Annotated in this window: 17 protein-coding genes; 9 read left to right on the top strand and 8 right to left on the bottom strand. The window is 62.4% G+C overall.

Going from position 1 to position 20290, the window contains the following annotated elements; genetic code table 11:
* Positions 1-83 precede the first annotated feature (83 nt).
* Together LGN10_RS29245 and LGN10_RS29240 are read left to right on the top strand one after the other, a co-directional pair.
* The gene (locus LGN10_RS29245) at positions 84-944 is read left to right on the top strand and encodes a thioesterase family protein (RefSeq protein WP_226225859.1); all 861 of its coding nucleotides are present in this window, start codon (positions 84-86) and stop codon (positions 942-944) included.
* A 142-nt stretch (positions 945-1086) separates the two neighbouring features.
* The gene (locus tag LGN10_RS29240) at positions 1087-2340 is read left to right on the top strand and encodes a phenylacetate--CoA ligase family protein (protein ID WP_226225857.1); all 1254 of its coding nucleotides are present in this window, start codon (positions 1087-1089) and stop codon (positions 2338-2340) included.
* Here LGN10_RS29240 and LGN10_RS29235 read toward each other — a convergent pair.
* The 3 genes from LGN10_RS29235 to LGN10_RS29225 all read right to left on the bottom strand — a co-directional run bounded on the left by LGN10_RS29235 (position 2242) and on the right by LGN10_RS29225 (position 5688).
* Positions 2242-3540 (bottom strand): MFS transporter, encoded by a 1299-nt coding sequence (locus LGN10_RS29235; RefSeq protein WP_226225856.1) that lies wholly within the window; start codon positions 3538-3540, stop codon positions 2242-2244. The two genes, LGN10_RS29240 and LGN10_RS29235, sit on opposite strands and share 99 nt — an antisense overlap.
* 62 nt (positions 3541-3602) lie before the next feature.
* Entirely contained in the window at positions 3603-4685 is a 1083-nt protein-coding gene (locus LGN10_RS29230) for a glycerol dehydrogenase (protein ID WP_059578994.1), read from the bottom strand.
* Between the two features lie 172 nt (positions 4686-4857).
* A complete protein-coding gene (locus LGN10_RS29225; protein WP_059579109.1) occupies positions 4858-5688 on the bottom strand; it encodes a shikimate dehydrogenase family protein in 831 nt (276 codons plus the stop codon).
* A gap of 180 nt (positions 5689-5868) precedes the next feature.
* On the opposite strand from LGN10_RS29225, the gene LGN10_RS29220 reads away from it, so the two are divergent.
* The 3 genes from LGN10_RS29220 (at position 5869) to gabD (ending at position 9374) form a co-directional block, all read left to right on the top strand.
* A complete protein-coding gene (locus tag LGN10_RS29220; RefSeq protein WP_226225855.1) occupies positions 5869-6738 on the top strand; it encodes a transketolase in 870 nt (289 codons plus the stop codon).
* Between the two features lie 2 nt (positions 6739-6740).
* Positions 6741-7727 carry a transketolase family protein gene (locus LGN10_RS29215; protein ID WP_226225854.1) on the top strand — a complete coding sequence of 329 codons (987 nt, stop codon included), beginning with the start codon at positions 6741-6743 and terminating at the stop codon, positions 7725-7727.
* Positions 7728-7892: 165 nt separating this feature from the next.
* Positions 7893-9374, top strand: a complete 1482-nt coding sequence (gene gabD, locus LGN10_RS29210; protein ID WP_226225853.1) for an NADP-dependent succinate-semialdehyde dehydrogenase — start codon at positions 7893-7895, stop codon at positions 9372-9374.
* Between the two features lie 92 nt (positions 9375-9466).
* Here gabD and LGN10_RS29205 read toward each other — a convergent pair whose 3' ends face one another.
* The 4 genes from LGN10_RS29205 to LGN10_RS29190 all read right to left on the bottom strand — a co-directional run bounded on the left by LGN10_RS29205 (position 9467) and on the right by LGN10_RS29190 (position 14131).
* Positions 9467-10222, bottom strand: coding sequence for an SDR family NAD(P)-dependent oxidoreductase (locus tag LGN10_RS29205; RefSeq protein WP_059579005.1), 756 nt, complete (start codon positions 10220-10222; stop codon positions 9467-9469).
* 83 nt (positions 10223-10305) lie between these two features.
* A complete protein-coding gene (locus tag LGN10_RS29200) occupies positions 10306-11559 on the bottom strand; it encodes a sugar ABC transporter substrate-binding protein (RefSeq protein ID WP_059579007.1) in 1254 nt (417 codons plus the stop codon).
* Between the two features lie 83 nt (positions 11560-11642).
* Complete coding sequence (locus tag LGN10_RS29195; RefSeq protein WP_081066621.1) at positions 11643-12638, bottom strand: ABC transporter permease; 996 nt, start codon at positions 12636-12638, stop codon at positions 11643-11645.
* Positions 12638-14131, bottom strand: coding sequence for a sugar ABC transporter ATP-binding protein (locus tag LGN10_RS29190; protein WP_226225852.1), 1494 nt, complete (start codon positions 14129-14131; stop codon positions 12638-12640). The genes LGN10_RS29195 and LGN10_RS29190 overlap by 1 nt, the downstream gene beginning before the upstream one ends.
* 278 nt (positions 14132-14409) lie before the next feature.
* On the opposite strand from LGN10_RS29190, the gene LGN10_RS29185 reads away from it, so the two are divergent.
* The 3 genes from LGN10_RS29185 (at position 14410) to LGN10_RS29175 (ending at position 17829) form a co-directional block, all read left to right on the top strand.
* The gene (locus tag LGN10_RS29185) at positions 14410-16023 is read left to right on the top strand and encodes a GMC family oxidoreductase (protein WP_226225851.1); all 1614 of its coding nucleotides are present in this window, start codon (positions 14410-14412) and stop codon (positions 16021-16023) included.
* A 2-nt stretch (positions 16024-16025) separates the two neighbouring features.
* Entirely contained in the window at positions 16026-17036 is a 1011-nt protein-coding gene (locus LGN10_RS29180; protein WP_089466059.1) for a zinc-binding dehydrogenase, read from the top strand.
* 67 nt (positions 17037-17103) lie between these two features.
* On the top strand, positions 17104-17829 hold the full coding sequence (locus tag LGN10_RS29175; protein ID WP_081066620.1) for a GntR family transcriptional regulator: 726 nt from the start codon (positions 17104-17106) through the stop codon (positions 17827-17829).
* A gap of 88 nt (positions 17830-17917) precedes the next feature.
* Here LGN10_RS29175 and LGN10_RS29170 read toward each other — a convergent pair whose 3' ends face one another.
* Entirely contained in the window at positions 17918-18613 is a 696-nt protein-coding gene (locus LGN10_RS29170) for an SDR family NAD(P)-dependent oxidoreductase (protein ID WP_226225850.1), read from the bottom strand.
* A gap of 189 nt (positions 18614-18802) precedes the next feature.
* Between LGN10_RS29170 and LGN10_RS29165 the strand changes: the two genes are divergently transcribed.
* Complete coding sequence (locus LGN10_RS29165) at positions 18803-20224, top strand: aldehyde dehydrogenase family protein (RefSeq protein WP_059579018.1); 1422 nt, start codon at positions 18803-18805, stop codon at positions 20222-20224.
* Positions 20225-20290: the final 66 nt, after the last annotated feature.

Here is a 20290-nt window from a genome sequence, read left to right as displayed (position 1 = left end):
CTTTCGAGAAGGCCGGTTGGTTCAAATTCAGGCCGATTGGCTTGATTCCATGCGCTGAAAACGGCGCGACGGACGCGCATTATGTGCTCGACGACCTACCGAACAAGATACTCGCGGCAGCGTATCAGATGGTCCTGCGGGATGCCGCCGCGCGTTGCCGCGTGATACCGAGATGGCGTTGGTCGAAGCCGCGCACGAGCTTGAGGCGAGCGAGCAAGCCTTTGCTGTCGTTTCGACCAGCAGCACGCGCTGCAACGTCGGCTCGCGCAGACCACATCGAACCCGCGCGCGGCACTGGCGCAGCCCTGCCTTCTGAAGGCCGCGTTTTCTGGCCGGATCGCGTCTGGCCTGCTCGTCGGTCACTGTCGATTTTCCTTCCGATCGTAAAGATTCTTTCCGTTCAGATCGAATACGGCGGATGGTCGCGTCGACCGCACCCGCCCACCAGACAACGCTTCCCGGTCGATTCGATATTGGCACGGGCTTTGCAGTACTGGAGCGTAACGAACCGGAGGAGGCGCCCGATGCCAGCGGTACGTACGTCGATCCCGAAAGTGATCGGGATACCCGAGCCGGGCGAGCGTCGCTCCAGCGACGCAGCGGCATGCGGTCCCGACGTGCTGTCGATGTCCGCATTGATGGGCCTCATGGAAGCCGCTTGCGTCGACGCGATGTGCCAGCGAATGCGGCGCGACGAATGGTCGATCGGCCGCATGACGCATGTCACGCATCTGGCGTCGACGCCATTGGATGTCCCGGTTGTCGTCACCGCGACGTTCCGGGCGTTCGATGGCGAACGGTACTGGTTCGATGTCGTGGCGACCGATGCGGCCAGTTCGGTGGCGAGCGCGAGTCACGCGCGCTCGATCGTGGAGCGTTCCGCACTCGCGTTTCAGTGCGCAAGCCGTCGCGGCCGTGTCGGCGATATGGGTTCGTCATGCTAAAGGAAACGGGAACATGAAAGTGGAGTCGTCAGTCAACGCAGGCAACGCGCTTTTCGACGAAGCATTCGAAACCCTGCCTCCCGGGCAGGTGCACCGGCATCAAGACGCGCTATGGCCGTCGCAGTGGGACTACATCCGTTCGATGTCGACGTTCTATCGCGGGAAGCTGTCGCGCTGGATCGACCGAGAAGTGACGCTGGATGCGCTACAGGAGCTGCCTTTTACCGAGAAGGACGAACTCCGGATCAGCCAGGAGGCGGCCTCTCCATTCGGCGATTACGTGGCGTGCGGCGAGGCGGGCGTGTCCCGGCTGCATCGCACCTCCGGGACGACCGGACGCCCGCTGATTCTTGCGAACAGCGCGGCCGATGCGTACCGGGTCGCACGGGGCGGCGCGCGGTCGATGTGGGCCGCTGGATTGCGGCCGACGGATCGCGTGGTGCACTGCCTGAACTACTGCATGTGGACCGGCGGCTTTACCGATCACACGATTCTGGAGGCGACCGGCGCGACGGTCGTACCGTTCGGCGTGGGCAATACGCGTCTGCTGATCGATTCGATCGTCAATCTCGGCATCAACGCGATTTCGTGCACGCCTTCGTATCCGGGGCTCATCGAACAGATCCTGCGCGAATCGACCGACCTTCGTCCTCGCGACCTGAAGCTGACGCTGGACCTGTTCGGCGGCGAGGCCGGGCTCGACAATCTGGATCTGCGCAGCGCGATGGAAGAGAAGTGGGGCTTCCGGATCCGTAACGCCAACTTCGGTTTGTCGGAAGTGCTGAGCATTCTCGGCGGGCAAACCGACTGGACCAACGACTTGCTGTATCACGCGAGCGACGTGGTCTTTGCCGAAATCGTCGATCCCGCCACGCTGCAACGCTTGCCGATCGAGACGGGGACCGTCGGCGAACTCGTCTGCACGCACTTGCAGAAGGAGTGCCAGCCGCTCGTTCGCTACCGCACGCGAGACGTCGTCACCGTGACCGGCGTCGATCGCGGGCCGGACGGCCGCACGGCATGGCGATTCCGCGTCACCGGCCGCACCGACGACATGTTCAACGTGCGCGGCATCAACGTGTTCCCGAGCGCGGTTCGCGTGGCCGTCGAATCGTTGCCGCAATGGGCGTCGGGAATCTTCCGGATCGTGCTGAAGGGGGACGGACCGTACGACCGGATCACGATGACGGTCGAAGCCGCGCAGGGGCTCACGGGTAAGCTCGGAGCGACCGCACGCGGCCGAGGCGGGGCCCCGGCATGGCTCCGCCTCGGCTCAATCGGCCGGCACTCGGCGGCATCATTCGATATCGTCGAGCTTTACCCCGGTGTTGTTCTTCCAGGTCACGACGGCACAACTCGCGATGATTGCCACCACGATCAGATAGACGTTGAATAGCTGTCCCTTTTGAATCGAATACAGCCACGCGTTCAGATAGGATGCCGTGCCACCGAAGAGCGCCACCGCGAGCGAAATGAAGAAGCCGAACAGACGAGTGCGGTAACGCGTCGGTACTTGTTCCGAAATGGCGGCAGGCTTGCTGCCGGTAATGAACGCAACGAGAACGAGCCCGATTGATTGCGTGGCCAGCAAAGTCCATGGCTCGCTGGAAATCAGGCTCCATAGCGGAAAGATGGTGATCGAGATGCCGAGCAACGAAATGAGCGTGGTCACCTTGCGCCCGGTGTAATCGGAAAGGCGCCCAATGAGCGGAAGCACGATCAGATAGATCACCTGCGCGATGCAGCTCATGGTGAACGCACGGTGCGGATCCATGTGCTTGACCGTGATTGCATAGATGGCGGCGGACGTTACCCACGTATAGTAGGTCAGCGTCGATCCGGCTTCGTACACGAACAGCTTGAGGCCTTCGCGGATGACCTTGGCCCGGGGCCACGGCGCATGACGTGTGTTGGCCGATGTATCGATGTCGATGCTTTCCACCATGTTGCGGCGCAGCCAGAGGGCGAATATCGCGAGGAAGCCGCCCGTCGCGAACGGCACTCGCCATCCCCACGCCTGCATGGCATCCGGTGAAAGGAACGCCGTCAACGACGCGAGAAAAAACGTGGCAATCAACGAGCCGGCGCCGACCGAAATGAATACGGCACTCGACCACAAGCCTCGCTGGGACGCGGGGGCGATCTCGGCAACATACGCATAGGACGCCGTCGTCTCGCCGCCGTGTGCCGCGCCCTGCACGAGTCGCGCGAGCAACAAGGCAGCCGAAGCCCAGCTGCCGATCGCGTCGTATGACGGGATGATGGCGATCAGGAGGCTGGCAAACGCCATGAGCAGCATCGTGCTCAAGAGTACCGAACGGCGCCCGACCCGGTTCGCTATCGCGCCGAACACCATGCCGCCCAACGGGCGAGCGAAGAAGCCCGCGGCGAACGCGGCCAGTGTACCGAGCAGCGACGATGTCTTGTCCGTGTTGTCGAACAGCGCGCCGGCGATATAGACGGATGCCACCGTATAGATCGTCCAGTCGAACCATTCAAGCAAATTGCCTAGACTAGATGCGATCAGCGATCGCCGATGAGAGGACGATCGTAACGCCGCGGGTCGCGACGTAGAAAGATGGGAAAGGTAAGTCATGACGTCTCCAGTTGTTTTTGATGCGGGGTTGGATGCGCGCCCGATTCGCGCAATGCCGAGGCTCAGGCGGTTGCGTGGTCGATTGCATCCATCGCCGCGACGAGGTCCTCGACGCGGAGCGGACGCTCGAAATTCGCCGAATGAGGCGCCTGTAACGTGAATCTGGCGACGGTCTCGTAGTGGTCCCGCGTAACGGCCCCGGGGCCCAGGTCGCTCAGCCGGACAGGCAGGCCGATGCGTTCATACAAGCCGGTCAGATCGCGCATGAAGTCCGGTGCTCGACCTTCGAGCTGTAGCTGTACGAGCAGCGCATATGCGACCTGCAACCCGTGTGGCGCTGCGGCCGCCGTTTCGATTCGGGAGAGGCCGCGCGTCATTGAATGTGCGATCGAGAGCCCCGCGCTCTCGAAGCCCAGGCCACTCATCAGAATGACCGCTTCGACGAGTCGGTCGAACCCATGGCCGGTGCGGCCGTGCGCGAGTTCGTCCAGCACCGTTTCGGCGTCGGAGCGGATCAGCGAGAAGCATTCACGCGCGAGAATGTACGCGGAGTACGACGACCTGGCGCCGAACATGTTTTTTCCGCCACTGCGCAAGCACTGCTCTGCCTCGAAGTATTTGCTGATCGCATCGCCAATTCCGGCCAGCAGAAAATGTGTCGGCGCCTTCGCGATCACCGCGGTATCGACCAGCACGTACGCGGCGCTGCGCGGCAGGTGCCTGACCGATGCGAGTTGATGGTTGTCGTCGTAAAGCACATAGTTCTTGGAAGTCGGCGAGTCGTTCGATGCCACGGTAGGCACCGTGATCAAAGCGCAACCAGCAGTGTCGACGAGGGCCTTTCCGGCGTCCAGCGTCTTGCCACCACCGATTGCGACCACGACGCCATAGTCGAACGATTGCGTGGCACGCTCCAGTTCGCGCACTTTGCGATCCGTGAGTTCACCGTCGAACGCCAGCCAGAGGACGTCGATTCCGTGTGCGTCACATGATGCCGCGATGCGCGCGCCGAACTGCCTTTTCACGAAAATGTCGCAAAGAACCAATGCACGCTCCGAGCAATCGCGGATGTATTGACCGATCTCGTCGAGGACGCCATCTCCCTGAATGTATCGCCCTGGAGATCCAAAAATGAGTGCAGTCATGATTTCGAGTAACAGAGAAGATGGATCGATGCGGGGTCTAAACCGGATGCAATCAAACTGACGCGCCGATGACCACCGATGTAATACGCATTCCAGAATGGCCGGGCGGCTCGGCCCCATGAAGCACGGCTTGGATGGCGTATTTGCCAACACGCCCGGCAGCATGGATGCATCAATCCGTGCGGCCTGCGGCCGGAAGCAAGAATTGGACAAACTGGTCAAGTTGCGATGTAACCATGTGCTCGCCGCGGTGAATGCGAGCGCCCCGCGCTTCGGCTTCCATCAGAAACCGCGTGACGGCAGGTTGCATGACGACCTCCGCGACGACCATGCCCGCCGTGAGCCGCGAGGTGTCGCACGGCAGGGCGTCGTCAGGCTTGAGCCCGAGTGACGTCGCGTTGATCACGATGTCGTGGCGGTCGGGTTCGCCGCTGTCTGCGGTTACCGCGCAGTCCGGCACCGCCTTTCCGACGAGTGCGGCCAGATCGTTCGCCTTTTCCCGATTCCGGTTCGCAATGGTCAACCGCGCAATCCCTTCGCGCGCCAATGCCAGCGCAAGGGCGGTTGCCGCCCCGCCGGCACCCAGTAGAAGCACGCGCTTGCCCGCAAGCGCAATACCCTCCCGCCGCATGCCGGTGACGAATCCGGAGCCGTCGTACATGCGTCCCGTGTAGCTGCCATCAGCGTTGCGGCGCAGCACATTGACGACGCTCAGCAGCGATGCGTCCCCCTCGAGCTCGTTGCACAGTTCGGCCGCAGCCTGCTTGTGCGGAATCGTGAGGACGATGCCGGCCAGATTGGCGATGTGCCGCAAACCGTCGCATGCCTGCACGAGATGTTCGGGACGCACGGCCCACGGGACCATGATGGCGTTGACGTTCCGGCTGGCGCAGAGCGTATTGAACAGCGTCGGCGTGCGGACATGAGTGGCAGGCCATGCCATCAGGACGATGAGCTGTGTTTCGCCATTGACGATCGGCGAGGAGGGTGGGGTGGTGAGCATACGCGTCTCCGTGTTCTTGATGATATATGATGCATCATTATTCGAGTGCCCCGCAACTGCTATTTGCCCGCTGATGGCTTCGTCGTTGCATTCGACAAATATATGATGCATCATGCATCAATGCGGCGGGCAAAAATGGCGTGCTTGCCTCGTTCTTTTCAGGTTCCAACAGGAGACTCTATGTCGACAGCATTGCAGGAGAGCGATCATGCGCTTTCCACGGAGACGCTCGCGCGGTTGCGCGTAAAGGCCCAATTCGTCCGCCTCGAGACGATCCGTCTGATCGAAATCGCGAAGACGGGTCATTACACATCGGTGTTTTCAGCAGCCGAAATCTTTGCGGCGTTGTACTACGACGTCATGTCGGTGCGAGCCGGTGAGCCGCGCTGGAAGGACCGCGACAGGTTCACCATGGGCAAGGGACACGCTGCCGTCGGCCTCTTTCCCATTCTCGCCGAGTACGGGTTCATCGAGCGCGAGACCCTCGATGGCTACACGCGGCTCGGCAACCCGCTTGGCGACCACCCGGACATGACGAAGGTCCCCGGTGTCGATTTCAGCTCGGGGTCGATCGGCCATGCGCTGTCGAATGGGGCCGGCATGGCGAAGGCGGCGCAGCTGGCAGGCAGTCCCTTCAAGGTTTTCACGTTACTGGGTGATGGCGAAATGCAGGAAGGGCAGGTATGGGAAGCCGCGTTGTTCGCGGCGCACCACCGCCTTTCGAACCTCATCGCGATTGTCGATCGCAATGGTTATCAACTCGACGGCAAGGTCGACGACGTCATCGGCATCGAATCACTCGCAGATAAATGGCGCGCGTTCGGCTGGGAGACGCATGAAGTCGACGGCCACGACTTGGCGGCCCTCGTGCCGTTGTTGCGTCGGGTCAAGGCGGACACGGCACGCAGCAAGCCGGCCTGCATCATTGCGAAGACGATCAAGGGCAAGGGCGTGTCGTACATGGAAACCGAGCCGGGCTGGCATCTCGGCTATCTGGCACCCGACGACGCGCAACGTGCGATCGAAGAAATCAAGAGCAAGGTGATCTAAGCATGTCTACTCCGCAAAATCCCGATTCGTGGCAATACCGGGCGCTCAACGCGCGCAATCCTGGGCTCGAATATTTGTCCGATGCGCTGATCGACCTCGTGCGCGAAGGCCATCCCGTCGTCGCCGGCTCCGCCGATCTCCAGTATTCGAATGGCTTGAACAAGTTTGCCAGCGAGTTTCCGGAGCGCTACGTGCAATTCGGCATCTCCGAGCAGAACATGGTTTCCGCGGCCGCCGGCATGGCGACCACCGGCCTGATGCCCTTCGTCGCGACTTTCGCATCGTTTCTCGGCCTGTTGTGCTGCGAGCAGATCCGCATGGATGTCGCGTACTGCAAGCTACCGGTGCGGCTGGTCGGTCACCATACCGGCATCTCGCTCGGCTTCTACGGTACCTCGCATCATGCGACGGAAGACATCTCGACGATGCGCGCGATCGCTAACCTGACCGTCATCTCGCCGGCTGACGGTGCGCAACTGGCCGCGGCGATTCGCGCGTCAGCCACGTGGCCGGACCCGATCTACTTCCGCATCGGACGCGGGCGCGATCCGAAAGTCTACGAAGACGGTGTCGAGTTCACGATCGGCAAGGCGATCGTTCACTCGGTCGGGCACGACGTCACGATCATCGGCTGCGGCTTGCCCGTCGCAGGTGCGCTCGAGGCCGCGACCAAGCTCGGAGCGGAAGGCATTTCTGCCGGTGTGATCGACATGCCGACCATCAAGCCGCTCGACCGCGACGCCATTATCGCGGCGGCCAGGCAGTCGAGCGTGCTCGTCACGGTGGAGGAGCACAACGTGATTGGCGGCCTCGGTGCGGCAGTGGCGGAGGTCCTGGCCGACGAGGGGCTCGGCGTGCGGCTCGTGCGGCATGGCATCTACGACGAGTACAGCCTGATCGCGCCGCCGACGCATCTGTATGCGCACTACGAACTCGACGGTCCTGGCATCGCGCGCGTCGCACGCGCCGCGCTTGCGAAGGCAACCTGATCGATCGGCCGCCCGCTAAATGAACATCCATATCGCGGGCGGTGCAGGCGTGTCGATGTTAATGGTTCGCGAAGGGTGCATCGGGTCTCGTTCGTCCATCCGTCCCGGATATCGAGACCCGGGCGCCACCATTTCGCGCCGGTTTTGACAAAAGTGGGAATAGCGATGTTGAATGACGAAAGCTGGCGTGGCGCCGAGCTGCGCGATACGGACCTTCTGAAAGATGTATGCCTGATCGGCGGTGAATGGACTGCGGCAGACGACGGGGCTACGATCGACGTATTCAACCCTGCGACTGGCGCAGTGCTCGGTAGCGTACCTCGGGCGGGTGCCGCCGAAACGCGACGCGCGATCGACGCGGCGTCCCGGGCCCTGCCGCTCTGGCGGGCCAAAACCGCGAAGGAGCGCGCGGCGCTGCTGCGACGGTGGCACGATCTGATGCTCGCGCATCGCGAAGATCTGGCGAAAATCATGACGCTCGAGCAAGGAAAGCCGCTGAACGAGAGCCGCGGCGAAATCAACTATGCCGCGTCGTTCGTCGAGTGGTTCGCCGAGGAGGGCAAGCGCGCGTACGGCGACACGATTCCGTCGACTGCGGCCGACAAGCGGATCGTCGTGCTGAAGCAGCCCATCGGAGTATGCGCGGCCATCACGCCATGGAATTTCCCGGCGGCGATGCTCACGCGCAAGCTTGCGCCAGCGTTGGCAGCCGGTTGTACGATGGTGCTCAAACCGGCGAGTCAAACTCCGTTCAGCGCATTGGCACTCTGTGTGCTGGCCGTTCGTGCAGGCATTCCCGACGGCGTGATTTCGTGCGTGACGGGCAACGCGAGCCAGATTGGCGCCGAGCTCACGTCGAATCCGGCCGTGCGCAAGCTTTCATTCACCGGCTCGACCGAAATCGGCAAACAACTGCTTGCCCAATGTGCGGCGACGGTCAAGAAGACGTCAATGGAACTGGGCGGCAACGCACCGTTCATCGTATTCGACGATGCCGATGTCGACGCTGCCGTGCGCGGCGCGATCGCGTCAAAATATCGCAACGCCGGGCAGACCTGCGTATGTGCGAACCGCCTGCTCGTGCAGGATGGAATCTACGATCACTTCGTCACGCGACTCGAGAAGGCAGTCGCCGAGCTCGTGGTTGGAAACGGTCTTGATGAACGCGTCACAATCGGCCCGCTGATTGACGGCAGCGCCGTTTCGAAAGTCGAAGAGCATGTGCAGGATGCGCTCGCGAAGGGCGCGCGCATCGTGACGGGCGGCCAGCGCGCAGCACTCGGCGGAAACTTCTTCGAACCGACTATCCTGGCCGATGCGACACGAGACATGCGAATCTTCGACGAAGAGACGTTCGGACCCGTTGCGCCGGTTTTCCGGTTCAACACGGAATCCGAAGCTGTCGCACTGGCGAACGATACACCGTTTGGCCTGGCTTCGTATTTCTACGGGCGCGATATCGCGCGCGTCTGGCGGGTCGCGGAGGCGCTCGAATACGGCATGGTCGGCATCAACGACGGGATCGTATCGACGGAAGTCGCGCCGTTTGGCGGCGTGAAGGAAAGCGGCCTCGGCAGGGAAGGATCCCGCCATGGTCTCGACGACTATCTAGAAATAAAGTACTTGTGCTTCGGCGGCATCGTCTGAACGCCGTCCGATCGAGGTCCGATTGAAAGATGAAATGGCCGGCACCCGCGGCCATTTCATCAAATCGACTTCGAACCGGGTCCCAAATCGGCTTAAAAGCCTGATACATAACCACCATCGACGGGCAGCGTCACGCCAGTCACGAATGCGGCCGCAGGGGAGGCAAGAAACACCGCGGCACCCGCCAGGTCGTCTGCCTCGCCCCAGCGTCCGAGCGCAGACCGCGCCACGATCTTGTTCGACAACGCTTCCGACTCCCAGAATATCCGGGTCATCTCGGTTCGGTGATAACCCGGCGCGATGGCGTTGACGCGCACGCCGCTGCGCCCATATTCGTGTGCCAGCGAGCGAGTCAGGCCGACGACTCCGGTTTTGCTTGCGCAGTAGGCCGGTACGTCGGCGTCGGCGAGGTAGCTCAGCATCGAGGCAATGTTGACGATCGAGCCCCGGTACTGTTCGAGCAGCGGGCGCGCGGCTTGCGAAACGCGCATCACGCTACGCAGGTTGACATCGAGCACATCGGTGAAGACGTCGTCCGTGTATTCGTCGCGCGGACGAGCCACGCCGGCCGCATTGATCAGCACATCGACGCGCGCGAGGCTGCCGAAGAATGCATTTATTTCTCGTTGGTCGCGCACGTTCAGCGCGGCGAAACGCAGCCCCGACAGGGATGCGTCGTCGCGAAGCGCGTCGAGCTTCTTCATCGACGATCCCGTGGCGGTGGTATGCGCGCCGAGTCGGTGAAACGTGCGCGCGATGGCCAGCCCGATGCCACTTGTGCCGCCGGAAACGACCACGTGTTTTCCCGCGAAAAGATCGGCGCAAAATGTGCCATTGTCAAAGCTCATGAAGTGAAACTCCTTTAACGCGGCGCGGCGGAAACAATGAGTGTATGCGCGCCGTTGCATTGGAAAGGGGCAGTTGAAACGACTCAGTCGCTCTTGCCTTGCCCGCGGATTTCCGGAATCGACCGGACGGGCGGGATCGTGTACTTGTAGAACAGGTTGGCCGGGTTCGGGTCGATCTTCTGATCAACGTTGCCTTGCGTGATGATTGCGGGCGGGAAGCCGGAACCTAGCGGCAGGTTGTTGGCATCGACGCGCCGCGTGAATGCGTTGTGGATGAATTCAATGGCCGCGACGCCCGTCTGCTCGCCGGAATTCTCGCCGGACACGAGGATGTTGCCCTTCTTGATCTGATCGAGTTCGCCGCGATAGCCGCCGGCTGCATCGGCAATGCGGATCTTCCCCTGCTTGCCCATGTTGCGTACGGCACGTAATGCGCCGAGCCCCATGAAGTCATTTTCCGAGAGGATGAAATTCAGTTTGCTCCCGTGCGCGGACAAAATGTCTTCGGTTGCCGCGAGACTGCCTTCCTCGGTCCACTTGCCAACGCCAAGCGCGAGCACATTGAACTTGATGTCCGGTGCGCTCAACTTCCCGGTCTTCTTCAGCGTCTGGAACAGTTCGAAGCCGCGCAGCATGGCGTCATCGCGGCTCGCCCCGGGGGCCTGGTCGCGCATGCGCTGATAGACGATGCCCGTGATCAGACCGTTGATTCGGCTTTCCGACGTCGAGTTTCCGAGCACGCCGATGATGACGGCTGCGTCGATCGGCGTGTCCTTGCCGGCTGTTTTCGCCACATATTGGCCGACCTCGAAGCCGCTTGCATACGGATTGCCGAGCAGCGTGGTAAGGACGCGGGCGCTTGCGTCCGGCGTCGTGCCGACGGTGACGACTGGAATGCCGGCATCGACGGCGCGATTGACGCACGCGGATACGCCCAGTGTATCGGTCGGATCGACCACGATGACATCCAGCTTGCGCGTGACGAAATTGTCGATCTGCGCACATTGGCGTTGGAGATCACCGTCGGCGACCTGCACGTCGATCGAATAGCCGTACTTTGCGGCGCTCGCCCGCGCGCCCTTGATAAGCTCCACGAACCATGGATTACCGAGCGTGATCTCTGTCCAGCCGATTCTGATCTCCTTTGGATTGGCAGGCTGTTTCGGCCACGCCTTGCGAATCGCAGTCCGATCCGGCAGCGAGGGATCGACTACGCCCGACAGGGCGGTGTTGGGTAGCAGCGTGTAGATCCTGGCCTTGGCCTCGCTATGGATCGGGGCGGTGATGCCGAACGCCAGCATGCCGGCTGCGGCGAGTGCCTTGCGAGCAACGCGCATTTGAGTCTCCTGAACGATATTGTTTGACGAAGTAAGGCGTGGAGCGGAAGGCCGCGCGGCGGCCTCTTGCACGGACGCGCTGTTCAGCGTTGGCCGATGCGCTGAACCAGAACGGCGAGAATGATGATGGCGCCCTTGATGATCTGCTGCGGATACACCGGTACGCTCAGCAGATTCATCACGTTGCCGATGAGCCCCAGCACGAGCACCCCAATCACGGTGTTGAGAACTGAGCCCCTTCCGCCGGAGAGTAGTGCACCACCGATCACGCACGTGGCGATCCCGTCGAGCTCCAGGCCGACGCCAGTGATCGGTGTGCCGACACCCGTTCGGGCCGTGTAAATGATGCCGGCGACGGCGCTCAGTGCGCCGGAAATCACGTAGACGCAGAACTTGTAGCGGCGCTCGGAAATACCTGCAAGCCGCACCGCCATTTCGTTGCTGCCGGTGGCGACGACCATGCGTCCGAATGTGGTGTAGTTCATCAAGAAGTAGAACAGGAGCGCGACGCCCGCGGCGAGTACGACGGGCCAAGGTACGTTGAGCCACGGTACGCTGCCGCTGCCGAATTCGTTGAGCAACTCCGCTGCGGGCAGATCGAGTGGCAGCATCGTCGGCTGGCCGTTCGACATCATGTACGTGACGCCGCGCGCGATGGTCATCATGGCGAGCGTGACGATGAATGGCGCGAGGCCGAAGGCGGTCACCAATATTCCGTTGAATGCGCCGAAAAGCGCGCCAAGCGTGACGGACAGCACGACTGCGAGGAGGAGCCCCGGCGTGGCGCCGAACGGCATCACCGGCACCAGCATGGCTGCCAGCAGGCCGCCCGCGGCCGCGATCGACCCCACCGACAGGTCGATGCCGCCGGTATTGATCACGAGCAGCATGCCCAGGCTGACGAGCAACAGCGGTGTCAACTGCCGCAGCAGGTTATAGAGGTTTTCCTCGCTCAGAAACGCCGGTGACATGATGCTCGATACGGCGAATAGCACGATGAGCATGATCAGCGCGTTGTAGCGCGCCACGCTGCGAAGCAGCGGTACGTCGGCGCGCTGCGTTTGCATGATTCCTTCCATTACTTCACTCCCATGGCCAGCGATATCAGCGACTTTTCATTGATGGCGGGGCCGCTGAGTTCGCCCGCGATACGGCCTGCGCGCATGACGACCACACGGTCGCACAAGCCGATGATCTCCGGCATGTCGGAGGAAACCACGATGATGGCGGCGCCGGTGCGCGCGAGTTCGTTGATTACCTGATAGATCTCGATCTTGGCGCCGATATCGACGCCCCGGGTCGGCTCGTCAAGAATCAATACGCGGCATCCGTTCGAGAGCCACTTCATCAGCGCGACTTTCTGCTGGTTGCCGCCGGAGAGCGTCGACACGTCGACCTCGGTGTCGCGCGCCTTCACCCGGAGCTGCTTGATCAATTCGCGTGTGCGCACGCGCTCGGCACGATGATCGAGAATGCAGCGCAGGCGCGCGAGCCCGTTGCGCGGCGTCATCATCGCGTTGACGCGGATTGGCATGTCGAGCAGCACGCCTTGCTGCTTGCGATCCTCGGGCAGCATGCCGATGCCGCTTTCGATGCCGTGACGGGGACGTTTGAGTTTTGGAATTGGCCGGCCATCGACGAGGATTTGGCCGCTGCTCTTGCGGTCTGCGCCGAAGATCGCGCGCATCGTTTCCGTGCGCCCGGCGCCGACGAGACCGCTGAATCCCAACACTTCGCCCGCGCGCACATGGAACGACACATCGCGCACGTTTTCGCCCGCGCACAGCTCGCGGACTTCGAGCCGTTTGTCGCCGATGCACGTGTCGCGTCTGGGGAACAGATCCTGGAGCTCGCGGCCCACCATCAGTTGAACGAGACGGCTCTCGTCGATGTCGGCAATGCGCACCGTGCTGACGAAGGTGCCGTCCTTGAGCACGGTGGCGCTGTCGCACAGTCCGAAGATTTCTTCGAGTCGATGCGAGATGTAAATGATGCAGACGCCGTCGCGCTTCAACCGTTCCAGCAGGGCGAACAGACGCTCGGTTTCGCGCGCGGTCAGCACCGCGGTCGGCTCGTCGAATACGAGAACGCGCGACGTCCGGGAAAGCGCCTTGCAGATCTCGACGATCTGCTGTTCGGCGACCGACAACGTCGATACGGGGCGCGATACGTCCAGTTCGCCGAAGCCGAGCGCGGCAAGCTGTTCGCGGGCGCGCGCATAAAGTTTCGACCAACGAATGATCGACGTTCCCGCGCCGATGTCGTGCAGGAAGATGTTCTCCGCGATGGAAAGATGCTTTGCGAGCGAAAACTCCTGGTGAATGACCGAGATCCCGTGTGCCCGCGCAGTGTGGGGACTGTCGATCGCAAGCTGGCGACCATCCAGAAGGATCTCGCCTTCGTCGGGCGTGTGGGCGCCCGCCAGTATTTTCATGAGCGTCGATTTACCCGCGCCGTTTTCGCCCATCAGCGCGTGCACCTGGCCGCCGTATGCATCGAGGCTGACGTTACGCAGCGCGTGTACGCCGCCGAAGTGCTTGCTGATGTTGCGCATGACCAGATGGTTGCTCATCGTCTCCTCTGTGATCGTGTTTTGCATTCTGCGAACTTCATCGCGGGTGCCTGAGCGAACCTGCGGTGCCATGTGGCTGATGCGACATGCATGATGCATCATATATCCGCATGGCTTCGTGTTAGATGGGTATTTGCCCTAACAAGTTGGCTCTACCGGAGCGCCGGCCATTGCTCTATGATGATGCATCATATATCTATCGTGACGGGAAGCGGCGCCGAGGCCCTCGCGAGGCTGTCCCGTTGAATTGACACCAGAACCGGACACAGGAGACATCATTGAAATACGACTACATCGTGATTGGGGGCGGTTCGGCGGGCAGTGCCGTCACCGGTCGGCTGATCGAGGCCGGCGCGAACGTCTTGTTGCTGGAGGCGGGGCCGCGTGACAGGAATCCGCTGGCGCACATTCCGGCGGGTTTCACGAGGCTGCTGTCCACGGACCTGCTGTATCACTACGAAACCGAACCGCAAACGGGACTCGATGCCCGTCCGCGCATCGTGCCGCAAGGGCGCGTGCTGGGCGGCGGCAGTTCCGTGAACGCGCTCATCTATATCCGCGGCCAACGCGAGGACTACGACGAATGGGATCGTCTAGGCAATTCCGGATGGTCTTACGACGAGGTGTTGCCGTACTTCAAGCGCGCCGAGGACAACGAGCGACTCAACGATCGCTATCACGGCGTAGGCGGGCCGCTTGGTGTATCCGATCTCACGCAGCGCTGTGAATTGTCGACAGCATTCGTGCGTGCCGCGCAGCAGGCTGGCATTCCTTTTACCCACGACTTCAACGGTGCCACGCAGAACGGCGTCGGTTTCAATCAGATCACGACACGCAACAAGCGTCGTTGCAGCGCCGCCGTGGCCTATCTGCGCAAGGCCGAGGCGAGCGGCCGCTTGACGATCCGCACCGATGTCCGCGTGGACCGGATCCTGATCGACGCAGGCCGGGCCGTCGGGGTGGAATACGTCAGCAATGGCGAGGTCGTCCAGGAGAAGGGCTGCAAGGAGGTGATCGTGTCGGCCGGAGCCGTGCAGTCGCCCCGCTTGCTGTTGCTTTCGGGAATCGGCGCGGCCGCCGAACTCGCCCGGCACGGTATTGAGACGGTGTACGATCTGCCGGGCGTCGGCGCGAACCTGCAGGACCATATCGAGTTTCCCGCGGTTTCGTATTGCACCGGAAACTACGGCTACTACGGTCAGGACAGCTTCGCCAATACGCTGAAAAACGGACTGCAGTACTTGCTGTTCAAGAGCGGTCCTGTCACGTCGAACGTGACCGAAGCCTGCGCGTTCGTCAACGTCGACGCGCCGCAAGAGCGGCCCAACATCCAGATGCACTTCGTGCCTATCGTGTTTCTGGACCTCGACCAGGACCACGTGAAGTCGGCAGGCGCGACGATCAATCCGTGCGTGCTACGCCCTCAAAGCCGTGGCGAGATTCGCCTGCGCAGCGCGGACCCGGCCGCTGCGCTGTGGATCGATCCGAAGTACTTCCAGCATGCCGAAGATCGGCGCGTCGCCGTTGCCGGCCTGAAAAAAGCGCGCGAAATTCTCGCGCAGCCCGCTCTGCGCGCCTATACGGGGGAAGAAGCGCTGCCGGGTGCTGGCGTCGCGACCGACGCCGGGCTGATGGACTACATTCGCAAGCGCGCCAAGACCGTCTATCACCCGGTCGGCACGTGCAGGATGGGCGTGGACGAGCGCGCAGTGGTCGATCCGGAATTGCGCGTGCGCGGCATCGACGGATTGCGGGTGATCGATGCATCCATCATGCCGAATCTCGTGTCGGGCAATACGAACGCCGCATCGATCATGATAGGCGAGAAGGGGGCGGACTACGTGCTCGGCAAATCGCTGCTGAACAGCGCAGCGCTCGACGCGGTGGTGTAGCGATGGTGGAACACGACGTGACGATGGACATGAACAGCACGGTGGAGACGATGGGCGCGTGGACCTGGCAGATCGCCGGCGCCCCTTCCGCGCTCGTGTGGCAGCGGGTTCCGAGGCCGGCGCCGGGGCCCGGGGAGGTGCTCGTACGCAACCGCGCCGCAGGGCTCAATCCGGTCGACTGGAAGTTCATCGATTGGGGTGCGCCCGACTGGCGGCCGGGTCACGTGCCCGGTGTCGACGGCGCGGGAGAGGTCGTTTCCGTCGGCGCGGGGATACAACGGGAATGGCTGGGTGTGCGCGTGGCCTACCATCAGTCGCTCGCGCGCGACGGTAGTTTCGCGCAGTACACCGTGGTGCCGGCCCGCGCAGTGTTGCGCTTGCCACCGGGCCTGGGCTTTGCCGAGGCCGCGACATTGCCGTGCCCCATGCTGACCGCGTGGCAAGCGATGCAAAAAGTGCCGCACCATCCTGGCGCCGAGGCGCTCGTGAGCGGGGCCGGTGGCGCGGTCGGCACGCTGTTGGTCCAACTTGCCGTACGTGCGCGCTGGCGCGTCTCCGTCATGTGCAACGCCCGTCATTTCGAGCGGATGGCGCGTCTTGGCGCTTCGACCTGCCTGTCGCCCGATATCGGAAGCAGTGCCTTTTCATCGCGTCGGCCGTTCGATGCAGTGTTCGACACGGTGAGCGGTCAGCATGCCGTCCGGCTGGCCGCTTCCGTGGGCGCGAACGGCCATCTCGTCTGTATCCAGGATCGTCTGGACACGTCGCCGGTCGCGCCGTTCACGACTGCAATCTCGCTGCACGAGGTGGCCCTCAATGCACTGCACGTACACGGGTCGGCCGCGCAGTGGCGCACGCTGGTCGACGCGGGCGAGCGTCTGCTCACGGATGTGCTGCATCGTGCGCTGGCGCCGCTGCCGATCGAGCCGACGTCGGTATCGCGCTTGCCCGAGGCGCTGGAATCGCTGAAGGCTCATACCGGGCAAGGCCGGCCCGTCGCCGTATTCGACTGACCGCGCACGGTTGCCGCGGCGTGCCGATGAGGTCGCCGCCTGTTGCAGCGAGGAAGCGTGATGTATCATGCATGACAACATTCTTTTTCGTCCCGTTATCAGAATGAAGCCCCTCGCCCGTGTGGAAAAGAGCAATCTCTCGTCACGCATCTATGAAGAGATTCGCTCCCGACTCATGAATGGTCAGTACGCGCCTGGCGACCGACTCCGCATCAACGATCTCGCCGAAAAACTGGGCACGAGCATCACGCCCGTGCGCGAAGCGATTTTCCGTCTGGTCAGTGAACAGGCACTCGAGATGACTGCGGCCACGTCGATCATGGTGCCGGCGCTGGATGCCGATACCGTTGGAGAGATCCAATTGATGCGACGCCTTCTGGAGGGCGCGGCGGCCAAGCAGGCCGCGCAGCGCATTACCCCGAAGGAAATCCGCCATCTGAGCCTGACGCACGACGAGTTCATCGAGGCAGTTGCCGTGAGTCCGTCGGAGGCAGCGGAGCGCAACCGCGATTTCCATTTCGAATTGATGGCAGCCGCCGGAATGCCCACGCTCAGCGCGACCGTGGAAACCATGTGGGTCAGGATGGGGCCGCTGTTGCACACGTTCCATTCACATCTGCCGCCCCGCGAGATATCGAACCGATCGCATCCTCACTATCGCGTGCTTGCCGCGCTGCGCAAGGGCGATGCGGAAGGCGCATCCCAGGCGATCCAGGAAGACATCGAATGGGGCCAGCGCGTGCTGCTCGAATGGATGGCCGAGCGTGAGCGTGACGAAGTGGCGGCGACGTAAGCAGCCGCACGCTCCGATTGCGTTACCGCATGCGTTGGTGGTAATGGCGCACGGCGGCCTCGCGCCGCCGTGAATACTCATTGCGTCATCACGCGATGCTGAAGCCGCCGTCGATCGGCAGGACCACCCCCGTGATGTAATCTGCATCGGCCGAGCAAAGGAATCTCACGCCTCTGGCGACATCCGAAGGGTGCCCCCAGCGCCCAAGCGGCACACGCGCGCGAATGGAACCACTGCGTTCCGGGTCGTTGAGCGCTCCGGCCGACAGCCGCGTTTCGATCCAGCCCGGCGCTACCGCGTTGACGCGCACTCCGCGATCTGCGAAAGCTGCGGCGTGCGCGCGCGTCAGGCCCACCACGCCGGCCTTGCTTGCCGTATAGGCAGGATTCCGGGCCGAGCCAAAAAAGCTCCACATCGACGCGATATTGACGATGCAGCCGCGCACCGCGGACAGGTTCTCGAGCGCGACTTCGGTCGTGAGCTGGCAGGCGTTCAGGTTGACATCGACCACTTTCCGAAATCCCGCCGAATCGAATTCGGCGCGATCGTGAAGGATGATTCCGGCAGCATTGACGAGCACGTCAATCCGCGCCAGATCGCCGAATGCGTCACGCACGGCAGCAGCCGATGTCACGTCGACCCGCCGGAACTCGATGGCGGGATCGAGATCCTCGTCCGCATCCTTGCCGACTGACACGGGGTACAGACCGGCGCGCCGGAACTCTTCCGCGATAGCGCGCCCGATACCGGTGCCTCCGCCCGTTACTACTGCAACTTTCGTCATGGACTTTCCTCCTGTGGAAATTGAATATATGATGCATCATATTCTTTGATCGTGACGCGCACAAGCGTACGGCTCGATCGTGGCAACGGAGGCGGAGAGTCACGAGCCTTTCCGAAGGCCATGCAGATGGTGCGATGACGATGACGGCAAGAGCGAACCACGTTCTCAATTCAACAACTGGAGACTCGAATGACCCATGCGAAGCGGTTCTACATTGCGGGCGAATGGCAAGCGCCCGATTCAAGCGCTCACATCGAAGTGGAAAATCCGGCGGACGAAGCGGTCATCGAGACGATTGCCGCCGCCTCCGCGTCCGACGTCGATCGTGCGGTGGCGGCCGCGAAAGCGGCGTTCGGCGAATTTTCGCGGACCACCGTCGAACAGCGGGAGCGCTGGCTCGTCAAGCTGCTGTCGATCTACAACCGTCGCTATGACGAGATGGCACGCGTCATCTCGCTTGAAATGGGCGCGCCGATCGATTTCGCAGTCGCGGCGCAGGCGCGCACCGGACAGGGACACATCGAAGCCGGCATCAACGCCCTGCGGACGTTCCGCTTCCGGCATTCGGTCACTGGCGGGACCGTGGTTCGGGAGCCTATCGGCGTATGTGCATTGATTACGCCGTGGAACTGGCCGATCAACCAGATCGCGTGCAAGGTGGTGCCCGCCCTCGCAACCGGATGCACGATGGTGCTCAAGCCGAGCGAAGTCACGCCGTTGAGCGCGCTGTTATGGGCCGAAATGATCGACGAGCTGGATTTGCCGCCGGGCGTGTTCAACCTGATCAACGGCGACGGGGCGGCCGCGGGCGCGACGCTCGTGGCGCATCCGGACATCGATATGATTTCGTTTACGGGTTCAACGCGCGCCGGCAGCACGATTGGCGCGGTGGGCGCGCAAATGATCAAACGCGTCACGCAGGAGCTGGGCGGAAAATCGCCGAACATCATTCTCGAGGGTGCCGACCTGCACGCGGCAGTGGAGAGAGGTGTGCGTCATTGCATGGCGAACAGCGGACAGTCATGCAATGCGCCGACGCGCATGCTCGTACCCCAGAACGAATACGCTGCCGCGGTCGAAATCGCCCGTGACGCGGCCAACGAAATTCGCGTCGGTCGACCTGATCATCGCGGCAACCATATCGGCCCCGTGGCGTCGCGCGTTCAGTTCGAAAAAGTCCGCGCGCTCATCCGGGCCGGCATCGACGAAGGCGCGACGCTCGTCGCTGGCGGGCCGGATGCGCCGGCTGGTCTCGAGCGCGGCTACTATGTGAAACCGACGGTGTTCGCCGATGTGCATAACGAGATGCGTATCGCGCGCGAGGAGATTTTCGGCCCCGTGTTGACGATGATCCCGTATCGCAGTCTCGATGAGGCGATCGCCATTGCAAATGACACGCCGTACGGGCTTGCTGCATATTTGCAGGGAGATGCGGAGTTGGCGCAATCCGTGGCCGGGGAGCTACGTGCCGGTATGGTAAGCCTCAACGGCGCCGATCAGTCTTTCGAAGCGCCGTTCGGCGGCTATAAGCAATCCGGCAATGGACGCGAATGGGGCGCGTTTGGTTTTGAGGACTACCTGGAAACGAAGGTCATTAACGTGGCGGCGTGAGGACTGGCGCGGGATCGCTGTTGGTGAAGCCGTGAATGCGGGGGGGCGGCAACTCGTTGCAGTGTC

This window comes from Burkholderia sp. AU32262 (genome assembly GCF_020419985.1).
GTDB lineage: Bacteria > Pseudomonadota > Gammaproteobacteria > Burkholderiales > Burkholderiaceae > Burkholderia > Burkholderia semiarida.
Note: the sequence above shows the minus strand (reverse complement) of the source record. Positions and strands in the feature narration are given on the sequence as shown.